This is a genomic window from Pantoea sp. EKM101V (genome assembly GCF_011800325.1).
GTDB lineage: Bacteria > Pseudomonadota > Gammaproteobacteria > Enterobacterales > Enterobacteriaceae > Pantoea > Pantoea anthophila.
The window spans coordinates 1-21,301 of sequence record NZ_JAALFP010000018.1 but is presented as its reverse complement, the minus strand read 5'-3'; the positions used below and the strand labels follow the sequence as shown (position 1 = coordinate 21,301).

At 61.5% G+C, this 21,301-nt stretch carries 17 protein-coding genes; all 17 read right to left on the bottom strand.

The features are described 5' to 3' along the window. Entirely contained in the window at nucleotides 1-2,046 is a 2,046-nt protein-coding gene (locus HFD92_RS20455; protein WP_111208176.1) for a hydantoinase/oxoprolinase family protein, read from the bottom strand. Nucleotides 2,047-2,064: 18 nt separating this feature from the next. Continuing rightward, nucleotides 2,065-2,511: a GNAT family N-acetyltransferase gene (locus HFD92_RS20450; protein WP_167429610.1), complete on the bottom strand. Its 447-nt coding sequence runs from the start codon at nucleotides 2,509-2,511 to the stop codon at nucleotides 2,065-2,067. A gap of 293 nt (nucleotides 2,512-2,804) precedes the next feature. Continuing rightward, complete coding sequence (locus tag HFD92_RS20445; RefSeq protein WP_009089422.1) at nucleotides 2,805-3,317, bottom strand: Lrp/AsnC family transcriptional regulator; 513 nt, start codon at nucleotides 3,315-3,317, stop codon at nucleotides 2,805-2,807. Between the two features lie 208 nt (nucleotides 3,318-3,525). Then, the gene (gabT, locus tag HFD92_RS20440) at nucleotides 3,526-4,842 is read right to left on the bottom strand and encodes a 4-aminobutyrate--2-oxoglutarate transaminase (protein ID WP_009089421.1); all 1,317 of its coding nucleotides are present in this window, start codon (nucleotides 4,840-4,842) and stop codon (nucleotides 3,526-3,528) included. 113 nt (nucleotides 4,843-4,955) lie between these two features. Beyond that, a complete protein-coding gene (locus HFD92_RS20435; protein ID WP_167429609.1) occupies nucleotides 4,956-6,089 on the bottom strand; it encodes a M20 aminoacylase family protein in 1,134 nt (377 codons plus the stop codon). A gap of 1 nt (nucleotide 6,090) precedes the next feature. After that, complete coding sequence (locus HFD92_RS20430) at nucleotides 6,091-7,017, bottom strand: glyoxylate/hydroxypyruvate reductase A (RefSeq protein ID WP_167429608.1); 927 nt, start codon at nucleotides 7,015-7,017, stop codon at nucleotides 6,091-6,093. Further along, the gene (locus HFD92_RS20425) at nucleotides 7,017-7,859 is read right to left on the bottom strand and encodes a GNAT family N-acetyltransferase (protein ID WP_167429607.1); all 843 of its coding nucleotides are present in this window, start codon (nucleotides 7,857-7,859) and stop codon (nucleotides 7,017-7,019) included. Before HFD92_RS20425 ends, HFD92_RS20430 begins: the two co-directional genes overlap by 1 nt. A gap of 10 nt (nucleotides 7,860-7,869) precedes the next feature. Beyond that, nucleotides 7,870-9,201, bottom strand: a complete 1,332-nt coding sequence (locus HFD92_RS20420) for an FAD-binding oxidoreductase (RefSeq protein ID WP_046102142.1) — start codon at nucleotides 9,199-9,201, stop codon at nucleotides 7,870-7,872. Between the two features lie 56 nt (nucleotides 9,202-9,257). Then, nucleotides 9,258-10,922: an ABC transporter ATP-binding protein gene (locus HFD92_RS20415; RefSeq protein ID WP_167429606.1), complete on the bottom strand. Its 1,665-nt coding sequence runs from the start codon at nucleotides 10,920-10,922 to the stop codon at nucleotides 9,258-9,260. Beyond that, nucleotides 10,919-11,770: an ABC transporter permease gene (locus HFD92_RS20410; RefSeq protein ID WP_009089410.1), complete on the bottom strand. Its 852-nt coding sequence runs from the start codon at nucleotides 11,768-11,770 to the stop codon at nucleotides 10,919-10,921. Before HFD92_RS20410 ends, HFD92_RS20415 begins: the two co-directional genes overlap by 4 nt. Further along, nucleotides 11,767-12,723, bottom strand: a complete 957-nt coding sequence (locus tag HFD92_RS20405; RefSeq protein WP_167429605.1) for an ABC transporter permease — start codon at nucleotides 12,721-12,723, stop codon at nucleotides 11,767-11,769. The genes HFD92_RS20410 and HFD92_RS20405 overlap by 4 nt, the downstream gene beginning before the upstream one ends. 27 nt (nucleotides 12,724-12,750) lie before the next feature. Further along, nucleotides 12,751-14,358, bottom strand: a complete 1,608-nt coding sequence (locus HFD92_RS20400; protein ID WP_046102144.1) for an ABC transporter substrate-binding protein — start codon at nucleotides 14,356-14,358, stop codon at nucleotides 12,751-12,753. 81 nt (nucleotides 14,359-14,439) lie between these two features. After that, nucleotides 14,440-15,717: an FAD-binding oxidoreductase gene (locus HFD92_RS20395; RefSeq protein ID WP_009089405.1), complete on the bottom strand. Its 1,278-nt coding sequence runs from the start codon at nucleotides 15,715-15,717 to the stop codon at nucleotides 14,440-14,442. A 9-nt stretch (nucleotides 15,718-15,726) separates the two neighbouring features. After that, entirely contained in the window at nucleotides 15,727-16,395 is a 669-nt protein-coding gene (locus HFD92_RS20390) for a haloacid dehalogenase type II (RefSeq protein ID WP_046102145.1), read from the bottom strand. A gap of 28 nt (nucleotides 16,396-16,423) precedes the next feature. Continuing rightward, nucleotides 16,424-17,893, bottom strand: coding sequence for an aldehyde dehydrogenase (locus tag HFD92_RS20385; protein ID WP_167429604.1), 1,470 nt, complete (start codon nucleotides 17,891-17,893; stop codon nucleotides 16,424-16,426). A gap of 446 nt (nucleotides 17,894-18,339) precedes the next feature. Then, nucleotides 18,340-19,797, bottom strand: coding sequence for an NAD-dependent succinate-semialdehyde dehydrogenase (locus HFD92_RS20380; RefSeq protein ID WP_167429603.1), 1,458 nt, complete (start codon nucleotides 19,795-19,797; stop codon nucleotides 18,340-18,342). A 160-nt stretch (nucleotides 19,798-19,957) separates the two neighbouring features. After that, nucleotides 19,958-20,917: an HTH-type transcriptional regulator Cbl gene (gene cbl, locus HFD92_RS20375; RefSeq protein ID WP_009089396.1), complete on the bottom strand. Its 960-nt coding sequence runs from the start codon at nucleotides 20,915-20,917 to the stop codon at nucleotides 19,958-19,960. Nucleotides 20,918-21,301: the final 384 nt, after the last annotated feature.

Genomic DNA, 21,301 nt, shown 5'->3' with positions numbered 1-21,301 from the left:
TTATGCCTCGTTCGCCGTAATCAGCAGGTTGCCAAAAGTGTCGACCGTGACGCCCATGCCGGGCGGCACACAGGTGGTGCAGTCATCCTGAGCAATGATGGCCGGGCCGCTGAGCTGATGGCCGGCGCGCAGCCCGGACCGCAGCACCAGATCAACCTGATGCCAGGCCCCGTCAATCCACGCTTCCGTCTGCTTCAGCACCGGCACCGGTTCCGTCGCCGTGGCCAGCGGGGCAATAACCGGTTTCTGCGTCGGTGAGGTGATCACCAGCCGCAGGTTAATCAGCTGCACCGGGGCCTGCGGATCACAGTGACCAAACAGCTGCTGATGCTGGCGATCGAAAGCGTCATGCAGCGCCGTAAAATCGGCCTGCGTCAGCCAGCCTGGCTCCAGCGGCACGTCGATCTCAAACGACTGCCCCTGATAGCGCATATCGGCGCTGAACTGCAGGCTGTAAGGCATCGCGCTGCCGTGCTCCTCAGCCAGCCAGTCGCAGGCGCGCTGCTGCAATGCCTGCGCTTCCGTGGCCAGGGTGTCGGCAAGGGCGGGAGTCAGATCGCTGTAGAGGGTGCGGATAAAGTCATTACGGATGTCAGCCACCAACCCGCCCAGCGCCGACAGCACCCCGGGCGTCGGCGGCACAATCACCCCTTTCAGGTTGAGTTCACGGGCCAGGAAACAGCCCATCATCGGCCCGGCACCGCCAAAGGCGAGGAACCAGAATTCCCGCGGATCGAGGCCGAACCGTGACAGCAGGCCGCTGGTGTCGCTGTACATACCGGAGATGGCCAGCTCAATGGCGTTTTGCGCGGTCTCCTGAACCGTCAGACCGAGGGCATCGGCCAGCGGCTGCCAGGCGGTACAGGCAGCCGCGACATCGACGGCGACAGCGTTGTAGCCCAGCGCGCCGTGCCCCATCATGCCGCAGGCGGCAAAGGCGTCGGTGGCGGTCGGCTGCGTGCCGCCGCGCCCGAAGCAGACCGGGCCCGGCAGCGATCCGGCACTGTCCGGGCCCATCTGCAGCACGCCCTGCCCGTCAATCCACGCCAGCGAGCCGCCGCCCTGACCCACCGAGGTAACGGCCACGGAGGGAATGTAGATCGGGAAATCCCCGATGATTTCACCGTTGCCCTGCGCCACGTTGCCGTCGATGATCACCGCCACGTCTGCACTGGTGCCGCCGATATCGAGGCTGAGAATGTTGCCGAACCCACAGGCGCTGGCGAGATAGCTGGCCCCGATGACCCCGGATGCGGTGCCGGAGAGAACCATCTGCACACATTCACGTTTCGCCTGGTCGACGCCCATGACGCCACCGTTCGATTTGGTGATGCGCGGCGGCGGCTGCACGCCGAGCCGCTGTAGCGCCTGCTCAAAGGATTCAAGGTAGTGGATCACCATCGGCTGCACGTAGGCGTTGATGGTCGCGGTAATGGTGCGTTCATATTCGCGGATAATGGGCCAGATGTCGGCAGAACAGGAGGTCAGCAGCTCGGGTGCCTCCTCATTGATAATCGCTTTCACGGCTGCTTCATTGTGCCGGTTGCGATAGCTGTGCAGCAGGGAGACCACGATGCCCTGGCAGCCCGCAGCGCGCGCCTGCGCGATAGCGTCGAGTACGCTCTGGCGGTCCACCGGCTGGAGTACCCTGCCCTGCGCGTCCATGCGTTCACGGATGGCAAAAACCCGGTCGCGCGAGATCAGCGGTGCAGGACGCCGCGAAAAGAGGTCATGAATATGGGGAATTTTCAGCCGGGCCAGCTCCAGCACATCACAGAAGCCCTCGGTGGCGAACAGCGCCAGCCGCACGCCACGCCGCTGGATCACCGCGTTGATGCCGACCGTGGTGCCGTGGGTAAAGTAGCCAATCTCCGCGGGGTCGATCCCCTGACGCTGCTGAAACTGCGCCAGCCCGGTGGTGATTTCACTGCCGGGCTGATCCGGGCGCGACAGGACTTTCAGGGTATGAATCTGGTTCGTTTGCTGATCGAGCACGGCAAAATCGGTAAAGGATCCGCCAATATCCACGCCAACGCGGTATCGCATCTCGGGTTAACTCCTGAGTCAGGGAGGGGGAAATTCCATCAGCGTCCCGGGGTGTTGCACCACACGCCAGCCGAGACGCTGGTAGACCTGATGCGCATCCTGGGTCGACAGCATCCAGCGATGCACCGTTTGCAGCTCCGGATGATCACGGGCGCAGGTCGCCAGCCAGCTGCCCAGTCCGTGTCCACGCCAGTTTTCGTCAATGATGACGTCACACAGCCAGCCAAAGCGGGTGTAATCGGTGATAAGACGGGCGAAGCCAATCTGCGCCTGCTGGTGATAGAGGCCAAAGGGCAGCGAACCGGCGATCGCCCGCAGGGTTTTCTCGCGCGGCTGGCCCTGTGCCCAGTAGGACTTCTCCGCCAGCTGGTGGTGTATCCACGCCAGGTCGAGCTGCTGACGGTCGGTGGAGACGGTGAACGCATCGCGCTGCCACTGCTGGTCAGCAATCAGTAATGAGCTCATAACAACTCCTGATAACGGTTAAAAACAGTCTAAGGGGGTTCGCTGATCGGCTGAGGCTGAAGCGCGCCCTGAAACCGGATGCAGCGACTGAATTTTGCGCCGGGAAGAAATTTTATGCTGAGGGGAGTCAGGCCGATGCATGATGCAGAGTGAACGGGCGGGTAAGGGAAAAATCCGGGTAAAGCGTGCAGGTCTGCACAGCCCCCGGAGCGCGGTCTGCGCCGGGTGCGGTGCATGCCGGTAGTGACCCTCTGCCGTAAAAAGCGCAGAGGATCGGCCCCCGGCTCTGGTCACTACGCCCCGAGTTCGACAGAATTCTGCTTGTCGATAAGTGAACGCAACGGCACGCTGCTTTTCATGATGGGCGATTTGATCACGATATAACTAAAATATTTGTCGATGCCGATCTGCGCATCCAGCATCTTCTCAATCACTTCCTGGTAATGTTCAATGCTGCGGGTAATAAAGCGCAGCAGATAGTCGTAGCCGCCGGTGATCAGATGGCACTCCATCAGCTCATCGACACTGCGCATCGCTGTTTCAAACTTCATAAAATCTTCGCGGCGATGGCCCGACAGCGTGACTTCGGTAAAGACCGTCACAGAATCGGTAATGCGGGTGAGATTGATGTGGGCTTCATAACCGGTAATAAAACCAGCCTGTTCCAGACGTTTGACCCGTTGCAGACAGGGGCTGGGGGAAAGGCCTACTGCGTCGGCGAGGTTAACGTTGCTGATACGGCCATCTTTCTGGAGTTGCACCAGAATGTTGATGTCGATGCGGTCGAGTTTCATTAAGCCGTTCATAGCACCCCTCATTGTCAGAGCCTGGCCCATCAGGCGTCATTATTGCAGGCTGGCAATAACCTGGCCTGACGGGCCAGGCGCTTAAGCAAATGTTCAGAACCTCCGGAAGATATATCACGCTTTACGGTAAATGCGCCAGCGCTTCGCAGTGGTTATACCAGCAGGAGGTTTTTAAATTACTTCAATAAAATCAATGAGGAATCGCAGTTTAACCCAGACGGCCTGTGGCACGCGCCAGCGCAATATCGAAGATATGCAGCGCCTCTTCCAGCTGGGAGTCGGTCGTCACCAGCGGGGCCAGGAAACGGATCGTATTACGGTGCAGACCACACTTGATCAGCAGCAGTCCTTCCTGACAGGCGCTGTCGAGGATCTTCTGCGTCAGGGCCGCATCCGGGCGACCGGTTTCGAAATCGAGGATTTCCACCGCCTGCATAAAGCCCACGCCGCGCACATCACCGATGCAGGCATATTTATCCGCCAGCTGCCGCAGCCGGGCATTGAGCTGTTCACCGAGCTGGCAGGAACGCTGTAGCAGGTTCTCCTGCTCAAACAGATCCAGCACCGCCAGCGCCGCCGCACACCCCAGCGCATTGCCGCCGTAGGTGCCGCCCAGTCCGCCCGGCGCTGGCGCGTCCATGATCTCCGCCCGTCCCACCACACCGGAAATCGGCAGGCCGCCACCCAGGCTTTTCGCCAGCGTGATCAAATCCGGTTTAATGCCCAGCTGCTGGAACGCGAACATGGTGCCGGTTCGCCCGAAGCCGGACTGCACTTCATCACAAATCAGCAGAATGCCGTGCTGGCTGGTAATGCGGCGCAGCGCCTGCATAAAGGCCGGGCCTGCAGGCAGGAAGCCCCCGTCGCCCTGTACCGGCTCGATAATGATCGCCGCCACCCGCTCAGGCAGGATCTGTACCGCGAAGAGCTGCTCCAGCGCCTTGAGGCAATCCGCCTCCGTAATGCCGTGCAGCGGATTGGGGAAAGGCAGCCGGTAAATCTCGCCAGGGAACGGGCCAAAGTTCTGTTTATAAGGGGCAGACATGCCGGTCAGGGTGACACCCAGCAGGGTGCGGCCATGAAATGCACCGTCAAAGGCGATGATGCCGGGGCGCTGCGTGTGGGCGCGGGCAATCTTCACCGCGTTTTCTACCGCTTCGGCGCCGCTGGTGAAAAAGACGCTCTTGTAGGCTTCGTCTCCGCCTACCAGCCGGTTCAGCCGCTCCGCTAACGCGATGTAGCCCGGATAAGCCACCACCTGAAAACAGGCGTGCGAGACCAGACCGAGCTGGCGGGTCACGGCGTTGACCACCGCCGGGTGATTGTGCCCGACATTGAGCACGCCGATGCCGCCGACAAAGTCGAGATAGCGATTGCCCTCCACGTCCCATACTTCACTGCCTCTGGCGCGCTCGATCACCAGCGGATGCGCGGTGACGACGCCACGCGGCACGTTCTGCTCACGTGCATCCAGTAACAGGTTGTTATCGGAGTATGCTTGCTGCTCTGCCATGACATTCTGCATTTTAAACCCTCATCCACGTAACGTTCGGTTGGCTCAAGTATCGCAACCTGTTGGTTTCCGACGCTGCCGTAATTCCGCAGGCAGCGGCATTTCCTGTCAAAATCCCGCTGCTTTCAGCAGGGAAATTTCTCTGCCAGCGCCTGACGAATCAGGGTGACAAACACGTTAACGCCATGCGGGATCAGCGCATCGTTAAAGTCGTAGGCGGCGTGATGTAACGGCCTGCAGGGCGCAGACCCCAGCCAGAGATAGGCACCGGGCCGCGCCTGCAGCATAAAGGCGAAATCTTCGGAGGTGAGCGCGGGCTGCGGCGCGATCTCAGCGGCGATGCCCGCCTGTTTCAGCGCCTGCAGGCAGAACTGTGCCTCATCCGGGCTGTTCAGGGTCGCCGGGTAGTAGCGCAGATAGCGCACCTCGGCATGCAGGCCGTGCGCGGCGGTGACATGTTCCGCCATCTGACGCAGCCGCGCTTCAATCGTCGCCTGTGCCGTCGGGCTGAAGGTGCGCACCGTACCGGTGATGTTCGCCTCCGCCGGGATCATGTTGTGGGAAAAGCCACCCTCCATCCGGGTCACAGTGAGCAGCGCCGTTTCACAGGGGTCGAGCGCGCGTGAGACCAGGGTATTCAGCTGAACCACCAGCTCGCTGGTCGCCAGCAGGGTATCGCGGGTCAGGTGGGGCTGAGCGGCATGGCCTCCCCCGCCAAGCACCCGGATATCGAAGCGGTCTGCCGCCGCCATGATCGGGCCGGGCCGGGTCTGCACCTGACCCAGCGGCAGTTCCGGCCAGTTGTGAATGGCGTAGACCGCCTCACAGGGAAAGCGGCTGAACAGCCCGTCGTCGATCATCGCCTTCGCGCCCGCCAGCCCCTCTTCGGCGGGCTGGAAAATGAAGCAGACGGTGCCGTCAAAACTGACGTCGCGCGCCAGTTTTTCTGCCGCACCCAGCAGCATCACGGTGTGACCGTCGTGGCCGCAGGCGTGACTGACCTGTGTCACGCTGCTCTGCCAGGCGGTGCCGCTCTGATCCTGCATCGGCAGGGCATCCATATCGGCGCGCAGGCCAATCATCCGCTCGCTGTTGCCCTTTTTCAGGATGCCGACCACGCCGGTCTGACCGATACCACGATGCACCTCAATTCCCAGCTGTTGCAGAAAGTTCGCCACCCTGTCGCTGGTGCGGTGTTCCTGAAAACCGAGTTCCGGGTGCGCATGCAGTTCGCGGCGCAGTGCCACTAAATGTTCCATCTCAATATCCTCGTGAGCGGTCGACCACACCGTGCAGCGGCTCACCACGCTGATAACGGCGCAGGTTCTCCAGCAGCGCCGCAATGGCGCTCTCATTCTGTGTCTGACTGGCAATGTGCGGCGTCAGCCACACGGCGGGATGGTGCCAGAAGGGGTGGCCCGGCGGTAACGGCTCCGGGTCGGTGACATCAATCACGGCGGCGCGGAGCTGGCCGCTCGCCAGCGCCTGCAGCAGATCGTCATGATTAAGCTGCTGACCGCGCCCGGCCTGCACCAGTGCCGCACCCTGCGGCATCTGCGTAAACAGGGTGCGATTAAGCAGACCCTGGGTGGTGTCGGTCAGCGGCAGCAGACAGACCAGAATCTCGCTGTGTGCCAGAAAGTCCGCCAGCTCTCCGGCACCGTGCCAGCAGCGCACGCCAGGCACGTGGCGCGGTGTGCGGCTCCAGCCAGCGCAGTTAAACCCCAGTGCGACCAGCTGCTGCAGCGCAGCCTGACCGAGTTCGCCCAGCCCCATCACGCCCACCCGCCGCTGAGCCGCAGGCTTCACCTGATGCGGCTGCCACTGCTGCTGGCGTTGCTGATGAAGATAGCGTGGCATGTCACGATGCAGCCCGAGCACCGCGAAGGTGACATATTCCACCATGCCCTGCGTCAGGCCCGGCTCAATCATTCGTATGACCGGCAGATTGGGCGGCAGCGCGCTGAAGTCAAACTGATCGGCTCCGGCGCCAACAGAAAACAGCAGTTTCAGCCGGGGAAACAGCGCCGGAATATCGGCGGGGGGCTGCCAGGCTACCAGCGCCTCAACCTCTGCCGGATCGCCGGTCTCCGGCCAGATATGCAGCTGAATGTCGGGGGCATGCTCCGCCAGCCAGCGCTGCCAGATCCGTCCCCGTTCCGGTTCCGATTTATAGACGATATGCATCAGGCCATCGCCTGGGTCATTAAGCCAAAGGCCTGCATCCCCTGCGGCGTCCAGGGGGTGCCCCGCACCATCGTAGTCGGCGCATCCACCTGATCCAGCCCGAGGGTGTTGAGCCAGCTGGCCAGCGGCAGGCTGGCGTCGGTATCAATGCGCAGAAACTGGCCCTGCAGTGGCTGCATCAGGGTTGCCACCAGCGCCTGTGCCACCGGCAGCTCCGCGGCGATCACCGGCCCAATCGCCCAGCCGTGCCCAAAGCGGCGCAGGCTGGCAAACCCCTGAATCTGCTGCTGATCGTCCTGTAACAGCAGGGTCTCACAGTCGCCCAGCAGATGGTCGAACAGCGCCGGACGATGCATGCCGTGCGCCTGCTGATCCAGCTTCACCAGCGCGGCGTGATCCGCCGGGGTCGCCGGTCGCAGATGCAGCCCGGCCGGGATCACCACGTCGGGCAGTGACGCCAGTGCGCGGGTCTGGTGCTGGCGGATCTCGCCGCAGCTGACAAAGCCGAGCTTTTCATACAGCCCTTTGCCCATTTCGGTGGCGTGCAGCCGCACGTTGCCGTCGGGGACTTTTTCCAGCTGCGCCAGCATCAGCTGTTTGCCGAGGCCCCGCCCCTGCTGCTGATTATCCACAATCACCAGTCCCAGCGTGGCGGCGTGTTCGCCCCAGCGCCAGAGCACGGCGCTGCCAATCACTTTGCCCTGCTCTTCAATCACCGTGCCTTCGCCCAGCTGCAGCGCCAGCTGCCAGTCTTCGCGTCGGTGGGGCCACTTCAGCGCCTGCGTCATGCGGTAGCACTGTTCGATATCATCTGGCGTCATTGCGCGTAGTGTCAGGCTCATTACGTTCTCCTTACATCATGCCTGGGGTGTCTAATCCGCTGCCGTCAACCAGACGGCTGTAGCGATAAGGGGCAGGGTCGACAATCGGGGTGGCCCCGGTTGCCAGATCGGCCGCCAGGCGTCCGGCACCCGGCCCGATGCCAAAACCGTGCGCGCTGTAGCCCGCTGAGAGCACCAGCCCCGGCAGTTTCGCCACGGTGGAGATCACCGGAATGGCGTCCGGCGTGCTGTCGATCATGCCGCCCCACGCCTGGGCCAGCCTGAGATTCGCCAGCGCCGGATATTCGCGGCGCATCGCGGCCAGCCCCTCTTCCACGATTCGGCTGTCTGCCGCCGGATCGAGAATGCGCACCCGCTCAAACGGCGACGGGCGATCAAAGGCCCAGCGCCCCATTGCTTCGGGGCCTTTGAAAAAGGGTGACAGGCCAAGGTTGAGGGTGAGATTTTTGCGGCGGCTTTTAAATGTCGGATAGAACTGGCGCGCATAACGCAGCCCCTGCGCACCCGGCTCCAGCCGTCCGCGCCCCGATACCGAGACGGTATAGCTGCCGTCCATCTGCGGGCGGCAGGCGAAGCCCGGCGTATAGAGCGGCATCGCAATCGCCTGCTCTATCGGCTGCGTGCGGAAGGCCGTGCCGATGACATTGCCCAGCGGCAGATCGATGCCGTGACGACGGCAGAACATGGATGTCCAGGCCCCGGCAGCACAGATCACCCGGCTGGTTTTGATCAGCCCGCGTTCGGTCCAGACGCCGCTGACCTGACCCGCGGCGATATCCAGCCCGCGCACCGCACACTGCTGAAACAGCAGCGCACCTTTTTTCATCGCGCCCGCCACCAGGCCCGGCGCCGCCAGGCGGGGTTCCGCATGGCCATCCGTCGGCGCAGAGAGGCCGCCCCGCCAGGCGGTGGTACTGCCGGGCGTCATCGCTTTTGCCTGCTCAGCGGTAAGAATCGAGCTATTGACGCCATACCCCTTAGCCATCTGGATCCACGCATCCCAGGCGGCGATGTCTGACTCTTCCCGCGTGGCGTAAACCAGCCCGCTGCGACGGAATCCCAGCTCTTCGCCGGTTTCCGCGTTCAGCTCCCCCCAGCGTTGCAGGGCATAGATGATCAGCGGCAGCTCCCGCTCATCGCGGTTCTGCTGACGACACCAGCCCCAGTTGCGGCTCGACTGCTCGGCCCCCACCAGGCCTTTTTCGATCAGCACAACCTTAACGCCCTGCTTCGCCAGTTCCCAGGTGGCGGCGGCCCCGGCAATACCGGCGCCAATCACCACCACATCGGCGGCGTCGGGAAAGTCCGTACTGTCCTGTACATAACGAATCGGTGCAGGCATAACAAAACGACCTCTGTTGTAAATGAAAAGGAGCACGCCATGACGCCAGCGGCCACCTACTCTGCTTTTAAAATCTCTTCATGCTCGTCCAGCCAGCCCTGACGCAGCTCCGGCACAGCGCGTTTCAGCCGCTCAAAGTAGAGCTCGCTGGTGGGCTTGTCGTAGTCGCTGCGGGCCAGCTGGGTCACGATGCGCCCGCTTTTCATCACCACAATCTCGTCGCACACGGCGCGCACCGCATGCATGTCGTGGCTGATGAAGATCACGGAGAGGCCCAGCTCCCGGCGCAGTTCACTGATCAGGTCGAGCACGGCGGCCGCCACCACGGTGTCCAGCGCCGAGGTAACCTCATCACACAGAATCAGATCGGGCTCAGCCGCCAGCGCGCGCGCCAGATTAACGCGCTGTTTCTGGCCGCCCGACAGCGCCCAGGGACGCCGTCCCAGCACGCTGCGCGGCAGCTGCACCAGATCCAGCAGCTGATTGAGCCGCTGCTGACGGGCCGCACCGCTCAGACCATGAAACAGCGTCAGCGGACGCGACAGAATGCGCTCAACGCTGTGAGCCGGATTCAGGGCGGTATCCGCCATCTGGAACACATACTGAATGCGTCGCAGCTCGTTGTCAGGGCGTTTCTGCATATCGCCCGCGATATAGTGACCGTTAAACAGGATGTGGCCGTGACTCGGGGCATTGAGCCCGGCGATGGCGTGCGCCAGCGTGGTTTTGCCCGAGCCGGACTCCCCGATAATGCCAATCGCCTGCCCTTTCCATAGCCTGAGGTTGACATCCTCCAGGATGCGCACCTTCGGGTGGCCCTCCCTGTCGCGCGGGCCATAACCGGCGCAGAGATCGCGCACTTCCAGCAGCGGCTGAATATCGGCCGCCGCGGGACACCAGCTGCTGGGCCGCTCTTTCTGGCGCGCCGCATTCATCAGCAGGCGGGTATACTCCGCCTGTGGCGCGCCAATCAGGTGTGCGGTCGTGCCATATTCCGCCATTTTGCCGCGCAGCAGCACCAGAATCCGATCGGCCATCTGCGCCACGACGGCCAGATCGTGACTGACGTAAATGGCGGTGACGCCGCGCTGCACCACTACCCGGCGAAAGGCTTTCAGCACCTCGACCTGGGTAGTCACATCCAGTGCGGTGGTGGGTTCATCCAGAATCACCACGTCCGGGTCGCCAATCAGCGCCATCGCCGTCATCAGACGCTGCAGCTGACCGCCTGACACCTGATGCGGATAGCGGTCACCGATGCTCTCCGGATTGGGCAGCGCCAGCTCACGGAACAGACCAATCGCTTTTTCCCGCGCCGCTTTGCGGGTCAGGGTGCCGTGAATGACCACCGGCTCAATCACCTGATCGAGGATTTTCATGCCCGGATTAAACGACGCGGCGGCGCTCTGAGCGATATAAGCCACTTTATTACCGCGAAAGGCGCGCAGCTGGCCTGGCGTCAGGCTGCTGACGTCGGTGCCGGCGACGTGAATATTGCCCCCGGCAATCCGGCAGCCGTTGCGGGCGTAGCCCATCAGGGCCATCGCGATGGTGGTTTTACCCGAGCCGGACTCGCCAATCAGCGCCAGCACCTCGCCCTTCTGCACGGTAAAGTGAATGTCGGAAACCAGGTCGATCTCTTCGCCGCGATCGGTCTGCGCGGTGACGCGCAGTTTATCGACCGAAATCACCGGCATGGCCGTATGGGGTGTCACGTTCATGCTCCCTCCTTCGCCAACGTCAGCGGACGCATCGCCTGCAGGCTGTCGATAAACAGGTTCGCGCCAATGGTCAGGCTGGCAATGGCCAGCGCGGGCATCAGCACCGCCGGTGAGCCGTCAAACAGCCCCTGCATGTTTTCACGCACCAGCGTGCCCCAGTCGGCATAGGGTGGCTGCACGCCCAGGCCGAGAAAGCTCAGGCCGCTGAGCAGCAGCACGATGTAAACAAAGCGCAGGCCAAAGTCGGTCAGCATCGGGTGCACCATGTTAGGCAATATGTCGTGAATGGCGATATGCCAGCGGCTTTCGCCCCGCAGCCGTGAGGCGCGGACGTAGTCCATGCTGCGCAGCGAGCTGGCCATGGCAAAGGCGATACGGAATGCGCCCGGCCAGTAGGTAAAGACCGCCGTCAGGATCAGCATCGGCAGCGACGAGCCAAAGACGGCGACGATCATCAGCGACAGCACTTTTCCCGGCAGCACCAGCAGCGCATCGTTGACGCGGCCCAGTAACTCCTCCAGCCAGCGTCCCGTGACCGCCGCGAGCAGCGCCAGCAGCGTGCCGACCAGGCTGGCCAGCAGCGCCGCGCTCAGCGCCAGGCCGATTGAGAACTTCGCGCCATAGAGAATGCGGCTCAGCATGTCGCGGCCGAGATAGTCGGTGCCCAGCAGGTTGTCCGCCGTCAGACCGCCCATCAGCGGCCCGCCGCCGATATCATCGATGCTGTGCGGGGCCAGCGCGGTGCCGAACAGCGCCATCAGCAGCCAGAACAGGGAGATCAGCAGTCCCATCCGGCCAGACCAGGAGAGTGACTGTAAGAAACGCCAGGGCAGCAGAAGAGTATTCATGCGCTTCTCCATTTCGGGTTAAAGGCGATAGTCAGGATGTCGGCCAGCAGCAGCAGCACCAGATAGCAGGCGGCGAACAGCATGACGCAGAGCTGCACCACCGGCAGATCGCGGTTGCTGACGGCATCCACCAGCTGACTGGCCAGACCGGGATAGCTGAAGATGGTTTCGATGATGATCACCCCGCCAAACAGATAGGAGAGGCTGAGTGAAATCGCGTTGGCAATCGGGCCAACCGCGTTAGGCAGGGCGTGACGCAGCACGGCTCTGAGCGGTGACACCCCTTTCAGCCGCGCCATCTCCAGATAGGGGCTGTCGAGCTGATTGATGATCGCCGCCCGCGTCATCCGGGCCATCTGCGCCACCAGTACACAGCAGAGCGTCAGCACCGGCAGCGCATAGGCTTTGAGGTAACTCAGCAGGTCGCTGTCCGGGCTGCCGAACGACATCGCCGACACCCAGTGCAGCCTGACGGCAAAAATCAGCACCGCGACCGTCGCCACCAGAAACTCCGGGACGGCGACCGTCGCCATAGTGCCGATAACCAGCGCCCGATCAAGCCGTGACCCGCGATTCATCGCCGCGATGATGCCGATGAGCAGCGCCAGCGGCACGCAGATCAGCGTGGTAATACCCGCCAGTTCAAACGTCGCCGGAATGCGCTGGGCCACCAGCTGTGCGACCGGCAGATGGCTGGCAAACGAGGTGCCGAAATCGCCCTGCACCATGCCTGTCAGCCAGTGGACGTAACGCATCAGCAAAGGCTGATCCAGCCCCAGCTGCTGCCGTAACGCCGCCACCGTTTCCGGCGTGGCGTTCTGCCCGAGGATCATCTGCGCCGCGTCACCCGGCAGCAGGCTGGTGATGAAAAACACCACCGCCGAGACGATAAGCAACGTCAGGATGCCGGCACCGGTTCGCCGGGCAATCAGGAACAGCATATATCGGTTCATCGGCGTTCTCCTTACTCAGGTTCCGGATCAGGCGGTCAGCCAGGCAAACTCATGGAAGCGATACCCCATCATCATGCCCGACGGCCAGGCTTCCACCCCTTTGACCTTTTTGCTGTAGCCATCGGTGGAGCTGATAAAGGTCGGGATGAGGGTGCCGCAGTGGTCATAGATCAGCGTCTGCATGTCGCCATACATCTGCTTGCGCTTCGCCTGATCGCGTTCCCCCCGTGCCGCCACGACCAGCTGGTCAAACTGCGGATTTTTCCAGCCCGATTCGTTGCTCGGCGCGGTAGAGAGATAAAACTGTGAGAAGAGCATGTCGAGCGTCGGACGCGGGTTTATCGAGCCATATCCCACGGGATCTTTAGTCCAGTGCGACGACCAGTAGCCGTCATACGGCACACGTCGCACTTTGATGTTAAGCCCGGCCCCGCGCGCAATCTGCTGGATCATCTGACCGCCTTCGGTTGCCCCTTCAATGTTGGGCGTGGTTACGATCTCCACCGTTGACCCGGCCATCCCGGCTTTTTTGATGTGGAATTTCGCCTTTTCCACATCCAGCGGGCGCGGTTTCAGGTCGGCGTTGTAGAGCGGATGCCAAGGTGGCACCGGGGTGTCGTTACTGACGTCGCCGTAGCCCTGCAGGACCGTTTTCACCAGCATTTCGCGCGGCTGCAGATATTTCATCGCCAGCACAAAATCTTCGTTGCTTCCCGGCTTCACGTCGGTGCGGATAATCAGGTTGGTGTACATCCCCGATTTGCTCTCCAGCACGCCGAAGTCGCTGCTGGCTTTAATGCGCTTGCAGTCGGCGGCGGTCATGGCCGCGACGATCTGCAGATCGCCCGACATCAGCGCATTGACGCGCGCGGCACCGTCGGTGACGCCTATCAGCTCCACCTCATCCAGGTGCGGCAGGCCCGGCTTGTAATAGTTGGGATTTTTCGTGCCGATGGCGCGCACGCCGGGCATAAAGGCTTTGCAGATGAACGGCCCGGTGCCGATCCCTTTGCTGAAATCTTTGGTGCCATCCTGCACGATTAAAAACGGCGGCGTGGCCAGCATGTAAGGGACATCGAAGTTGGCGCTGTTCAGCTCCAGCAGCACCTCATTGTCATTGACCGCGGTGAAGGTTTTGAACTGGTCGGCCAGCTTGAAAGCGATGGAGGCGATAGCCGGATCTTTGTGGCGGCTGAGTGAGTAGATGACATCTTTGGCGGTCAGCGGTTTGCCGTCATGGAAGGTCACGCCCTTGCGCAGCTTAATATGCCAGGTGACGCCATCGCCCGACTCCACCGATTCCGCCAGGGCCGGTTGCACCATCAGATTTTTATCCAGCTCGGTCAGGCCGCTGTAAAACATAAACTGGCGGGTATAGTCGGCGCTGTTGTTACTTTTGGCCGGGTCGAGTGTGTCGGTGGCCGACGCATTCGACATCGCCGCGCGCAGTTTACCGCCCTTCACGGGCTTATCATCCGCCTGTGCTGCCCCGGAAAAACCGATCAGGCCGCTGCTCATCACCGCACCCGCGGAGAGGATTTTCATCAGGCTGCGGCGTGACAGTGTGCCTTCAGTGATCATGCGCGTCAGTGCCGGATTTACCGCATCAGCGTCGTTATTATCAAATTTACTCATCTCTGTACCCTCAATAGTCAGGCGAACCGGGGATCATTTTCTGACGGTGCTGGCAACCTGGCAGCCAGCCTCCGACGGGGGTTATGAAAGGCGATCCTTTGCTTTGTAATAGAGTCCTGCGAGCGGTAAAAACCATGGCTTACCGTGATAACCGGGCAGCGCGGGCCATGTCTCACGCTGCCAGGGATTGTCCGTCGCTTTTTCAGCCAGCAGGTCGGCCATGACCCGCCCCATCCAGACCGACATCTGGGTGCCGTGACCGCTGTAGCCCAGCGAGTAGAAAACGCCATCCTGTTCACCGGCGTGAGGCAGACGGTCGGCCGTCATATCGACCATGCCGCCCCAGCAGTAGTCCACCTGCGCCTGGCCGAGCTGGGGCAGCATCTGCGTCATCGCCCGGCGCAGGATCTCGCCACTGCGGGAGTCCGAGGTGGGATTGCTGACCGCAAACCGGGCGCGCCCGCCAAACACCAGCCGGCGATCGGCGGTGGTGCGGAAGTAGTTGCCGATATTCAGGGAGGTCACGTAGGTGCGGTCCTGCGGCAGCACCTGTTGCAGCAGCGCCGGATCCAGCGCTTCCGTCACCACAATAAAGCTGCCGACCGGCACGATGCGGCGCTGAAACCAGGGAAAGGGACCGACGTTGGAGCAGCCGGTCGCCATCAGCACCTTATCCGCCAGCAGCGTGCCCTGCGCGGTGTGGACCCGGTGCTGATACCCCTTGAGCCGCTCTAATTTCGTCACGGCGTGATGGGGGAAAATTTTTGCGCCGCTGCGGGCGGCCGCTTCGGCCAGACCAACTCCAAACTTGCCCATGTGCATCTGACCGCCACGCTGCTGCAGCAGGCCACCGTGAAAGTCATCGCTGGCGATCTCGTCACGCACCGCCGTTTTGTCGAGCAGGGCGATCTCCGGGTCAACGGTGCGGCGCATCAGTTCATAAGCCTCCCGCAATCCGGCCATGTGTGACGCTTTGCTGGCGAGCTTGAGCTTGCCGCACAGCCGGAAGTCGCAGTCGATCGCTTCGTCCTGGATCAGTTGCCGGACATAGCTCACGGCATCGTCAAACGCCCGGTAGAAGCGGCTGGCCTGCTCCAGGCCCTGACTGGCCACCAGCGCGGCGAAGTTCTGCGCCACACCGGTGTTGCAGTGGCCACCGTTGCGCGCCGACGCCTGGCTCATGACCTCGCCACTCTCCAGCAGCACAACGCTGATCCCGCTGCGCGCCAGGCTGAGCGCCGCCGAGACGCCGGTGAAGCCGCCGCCGATCACCACCACGTCAGCGTGGGCTGGCAGCGGTTCGCGGGCGGCGCCGGTAAAGGCGGGAGCCGTGGCCTGCCAGAACGATTCCAGTTTCATGGGGGTTCCTCAGAGTCCGACGACGCCAGGCAGGCCGCCGATGTCGTTGATTTCGGTGTACCCGTAGTAGGGATTTGCCGGCTCATGGCCGCGATTAACCCAGACTTTGTTTTTGATGCCGAGATCGTGTGCGGTCATCAGGTCATAGCGGAAACTGGAGGAGACGTGCAGGATCTCCTCCGGGCCGCAGCCGAGCTTATCCAGCATGTACTCGAAGCCCTTCATCTGCGGTTTGTAGGCACCCGCCTCTTCCGCCGTAATGGTCATGTGAATGGGCGCGCCCAGACGCGGAATATGATGCGGGATCAGATCTTTCATTGAGTTGGTAAGCAGCACCAGCGGAAACGCTTCGGCGACTTTCGCCAGACCGGCCGGCACGTCGGGATGCGGGCCCCAGCTCGCGCAGTCGGTGTAGATAAAGTCGCTGTCGGCTTTCTCCCAGCGAACACCCCATTTTTTACAGGTGCGCTGAATCGCATTGCTGACCACGTCGTAGTAGGGTTTCCATGCGCCCAGCACTTCATCCAGCCGGTAGGCTGAAAAGTCCCGGGTAAAGGCGTCCATGTCGGCCGGGTCGACGCGGTCGCTGAAACAGCGCTGCGCGGCGCCGGCCATATCGAAGCGAATCAGCGTGCCGTAACAGTCGAACGTGATAAATTTCGGTTTAAACAGAGCCATGTCACACCCTCATAGTCGTCAGTTGTGCTTAGAAATCGATAAGAACGCTCTTCTGGCGCTGGCAGGCCTGAAACGCCTGACGCCCTAAATCTTTACCAATGCCGGAGCCGAGAAAGCCGCCGGTGGGGATGATGAAGTCGCCGGAGCGGCCATAGCGGTTGATCCAGACGGTGCCGGCGTCAATGGCGCGCATGGCGCGCAGCGCACGCGGCAGGCTCAGCGTGTGCACCCCGGCACAGAGGCCGTAGATCGCATGTGCCGCCATCGCCAGTCCCTGCTCTTCATCATCAAAGGTCTGCACCGTCAGCACCGGGCCAAAGATCTCCTGCTGCACCGCCGGGTTATCCTGGGTGACGTGGCTGAGCAGCGTAGGCTGCCAGAACCAGCCCTCGTCGGTGTCGGCAAAACGCGCGCCGCCGACAATCACCTCGGCGCCCTGCGCTTTCGCCGCCTCAATGACCGAGCTGACTTTGTTGCCCTGGCGCGCATCAATCAGCGGTGCGTAGCGGCTGCTCTCCTGCCAGGTGACGCCCGGTTTCACTTCCCGGCAGAGCTGCGCCAGCCGCTCAACCAGCGGATCGGCGATGTTGCGCTGCACAATCAGGCGGGTGCCTGCCACACAGGCCTGACCGCCGTTAGCGGTGAAGCCGCGCAGAATGCGCTGGGCCAGCACCTCAGTGTCGCCTGCATCATCAAAGACCAGCTGCGGACTTTTGCCTCCCAGCTCCAGCGTGACCGGTTTCATGCCGAACTGTGCCGCGTCGCTCATGATGCGTGCACCGGTCTGCGTCGAGCCGGTAAACGAGACCTTGCGCACCAGCGGGTGTTTCACCAGCGCACTGCCGGTGACCGCCCCACTGCCCTGCACGATGTTCAGCACCCCGGCCGGTAAGCCCGCCTGAATCGCCAGTTCGGCCATGCGCACGGTGGAGAACGGCGTCAGTTCAGACGGCTTGAGCACCACCGCATTGCCCGCCGCCAGCGCCGGACCGCATTTCCACGACGCCATCGACAACGGGAAATTCCACGGGGTAATCGCGCCGATCACGCCATAGGGTTCAGCGATCAGCATGCCGAGGCTGCTGTCGCGGGTGGGAAAGAGATCGCCGCTGTATTTGTCGGCGCATTCGGCATAGAAGCGAATCGCTTCGGCCGTGAAAGGGATTTCATGCTGCACCACGTCGCTGATGGGTCGGGTCGACCCCAGCGCTTCCAGCTTGGCCAGCAGGGGATCCTGCTCAATCAGATCTGCCCAGCGGCGCAGAACCCGGCCACGTTCCCGTGGCGCGCAGCCTGACCAGCCGCTGGTTTTCAGCGCCTGATGCGCCACGGTCACGGCGTGATCGACATCTTCTGGCGTGGCGTCCCGTAGCTGCGCATAGACCCGGCCGTCTGAGGGGCGTTTAACCTCAGACAGGGCACCCTGGCCTTGCACGTGCTGGCCGCCAATATAATGGCCAGCCGGAAGAGAAACGTTTTCAGGGTCGAAACTTAACATGGAATAATTCCTTATTTGTTACACCCATCAGTTGCTGGTTAATTCGTTTTTTCAGCCGCCGATTTCTGCGCGGGTAATAAGCTAATGCAGAAAGTATGCCAGCCGGGCAAAAAATAAAAATGCGTTTAAAACAGCGCAAAAAAATTTTCTGCCGTATTGCCGGATGATTTTTTGCGGAATTGCCGAACAATTAAACAGATGATTTACTTCACAAAAATCCTGCGCTCTGCTGGTGCAGCCTGCACGAAAATTGCACCAAAGCGGATATTCCGGGCAAGGCGGGTGATTAACTGAAGCCTGCGCCGCCGGTTTACTGACGCGCTTCACATCCCGGATCATTTCTTATGTTTTAAACCCGATACGTTGACGCCGAAAAAAATTATCCGGAATAGCCGCCAAAAAAAACGCCAGCCGGATGACCCGGCTGGCGTTTAATTACTCTTTATTCACAGACTGCCGATATGAAACGTTTTTTGTTCCAGATATTCGTCAATGCCGTAACGTGATCCTTCCCGGCCAATGCCGGAGAGTTTCACCCCGCCAAAGGGAGCCACTTCCAGGGAGATCGCACCGGTATTGAAGCCGACCATCCCGAACTCCAGCGCTTCCGCGACCCGCCACGCCCGCCGGATGTTCTCGGTAAAGAAGTAGGCACCCAGACCATAGGGCGTGTTATTCGCCATGGCGATCGCCTCCTCTTCACTGTCAAAAATAAACAGCGGTGCGACCGGGCCAAAGGTCTCCTCATGTGCGATGCGCATCGAGGCGGTCACCTCCCCCAGAACCGTAGGCTGTACAAAGGTACCGTTGCCCTGGCTGATGCCGCCGGTCAGCAGGGTTGCGCCCTGGCTCAGCGCATCATCAATGTGACCATTCACTTTTTCCACCGCGCGGTCATTGATGAGCGGCCCGATGGTGCTGTCAGGCGCAAAACCATCGCCCACTTTCAGCGTGGCGACCGCCTCCAGCAGTCGTGCGGTAAAGCGCGCATAGATGCTGCGCTGCACCAGAATGCGGTTGGCGCAGACGCAGGTCTGTCCGGCGTTGCGAAATTTGCTGAGCATGACCCCGGCCACCGCAACCTCGATATCGGCATCCTCAAAGACAATCAGCGGTGCGTTTCCGCCCAGCTCCAGACTCAGGCGTTTGATGCTGTCGGCGCTCTGCTGCATCAGTAACTGCCCGATCCGGGTAGAGCCGGTAAAGGAGATTTTGCGCACCGTGCGGCTCCCGGTCAGGGCCGCGCCAATCTCCGTGGGCAGGCCGGTTACTACCTGCAATACCCCGGACGGGAAACCGGCGCGCTCTGCCAGCACGGCCAGCGCCAGCGCGGAGAGCGGCGTCAGTTCTGAAGGTTTAACGATGATCGGACAGCCAGCCGCCAGCGCAGGCGCTACCTTGCGGGTGATCATCGCAATCGGGAAATTCCACGGCGTAATCGCGGCGGCCACCCCGACCGGCTGTTTCAGCACCAGAATGCGGCGGTCATCGCTGGGCGCGGGAATGGTATCGCCATAGATGCGGCGCGCCTCTTCGGCGAACCATTTCACAAAGCTGGCCCCGTACAGCACTTCACCTCTGGCTTCTGCCAGCGGTTTACCCTGTTCGGCGGTCATGATGATTGCCAGGTCATCGGCATTCTCAATAATCAGCTGATGCCACTTCTCCAGCAGCGCGGCACGGCTGGCATTGGGTGTCCTGCCCCAGCTGATGCGTACCGTTTCCGCATAAGCAATGGCCTGCTCCGTTTCGGCGTATCCCAGCGCCGGGATCGTCGCCAGCGTTTCACCCGTGGCGGGATTGGTAACCGGCAGCGTGGCCCACTGCTGCGCATCCTGCCAGCATCCGGCAAACAGCGCCTGCTGGCGCAGCAGATCGCTGTCGTTGAGTTGAAGTTGCGACATAACATCCCCCTGTAGTGAGCTGCTTCCACTTTATCGCGCCCGGTGAGTGCAGGATGTTGTTTCAGGGTGAGAGAGAGGCTGGCGAAGAGGTTTTAAGCAGGCTTTCGAAATTTTATGCCGTGGGGGAAACCCGGCGCATCCTGCCGGATGCGCGGAGTGATTAAATCTGGAAGTCGATAACCGGCTCGTCGTCGCTGCTGTACGAGAGCGCCTGACGCTTGATCTCCTCCAGTGACAGGTTGGCGTTGCAGAGTTCCAGGAACTGCCAGACATAGTTGCGTTGCAGCTGACCGCGCTTCAGGCCGAGCCAGACGGTACTGGCATCGAACAGATGGGTGGCATCAATGCGCACCAGCTCTTCACTCTCTTCGGTTTCACACGCCTGGTCGGCCAGAATCCCGACGCCTAATCCGAGCTTAACGTAGGTTTTCACCACGTCGGAGTCCTGAGCGCTGAGTACGATGTCCGGTTTCAGACCGGCGCTCTGGAAGGCGCGATCCACCCGGGAACGGCCGGTAATGCCCTGCCGGTAGGTAATAAGGGGATGGCGGCTGAGGGTGCTCAGCGAAACGGGCTGGTTCTGTACCAGTTCATGCCCTTTCGGCACCAGTAAGGCGTGGTGCCAGCTGAACCAGGGAAAGGCCGCCAGGCTGCTGTTGTTGACCAGCATCTCACTGGCGATGCCGACATCTGCCTCCCCCGCCAGCAGCATCGATACAATCTCCTGCGGGGAGCCCTGATTGAGTTCCAGCCGGACATTCGGATAGAGCTGGCGAAACGCTTTGATGATCTTCGGCAGGCTGTAGCGCGCCTGAGTATGGGTGGTGGCGATCGTGAGGATACCGCTGGTTTCATTGGTAAACACATCGGCCAGGCGGCGGACTTTGCCCGCTTCATCCAGGATGCGTTCGGCAATGGTCAGCAGCGCCTTACCCGGCTCGGTCATCCCCAGCAGACGTTTACCGCGGCGGATAAAGATCTCCACGCCAAGTTCATCTTCCAGATCCCGGATATGCCGACTCACACCCGACTGGGAGGTAAAAAGCGTGTTAGCGACTTCCGTTAAATTAAATTCACAGCGGGCCGCCTCGCGGATAATTTTAAGCTGCTGGAAATTCACGGTATTTACCTCCCTTTACATAATCTGATTCTGTGATGGTAAGAACTATTATTGATAACGGGAAATACTAAAAAATTTGGCTTTATGACTTTAGGGAATAAAGGGGTGGGGTTGTTCGGTGCGTGAATGCGGTGAGAAGATTGGCCTGGCAGGCCGGGCTTTAAGGGGGTTCGTTGCGTGGTGGGGGCGCTGGGATTGTTCGCTGCGCGAACGTGCTATGAGCAGGTTTTGTTCGCCGGGTAGCTGGGACTAATGGGGTTCGCTGCGCGGGTTGAGTCTGAGCAGATTTCGTTCGCCGGTTGAGTCCGGCAGTTTCAGCTTCGCCTCTGCAGGCGACCGACAAGGGGGCGCCAGTCGCCGCGCCCCCTTGACCCCGGGCTCCGG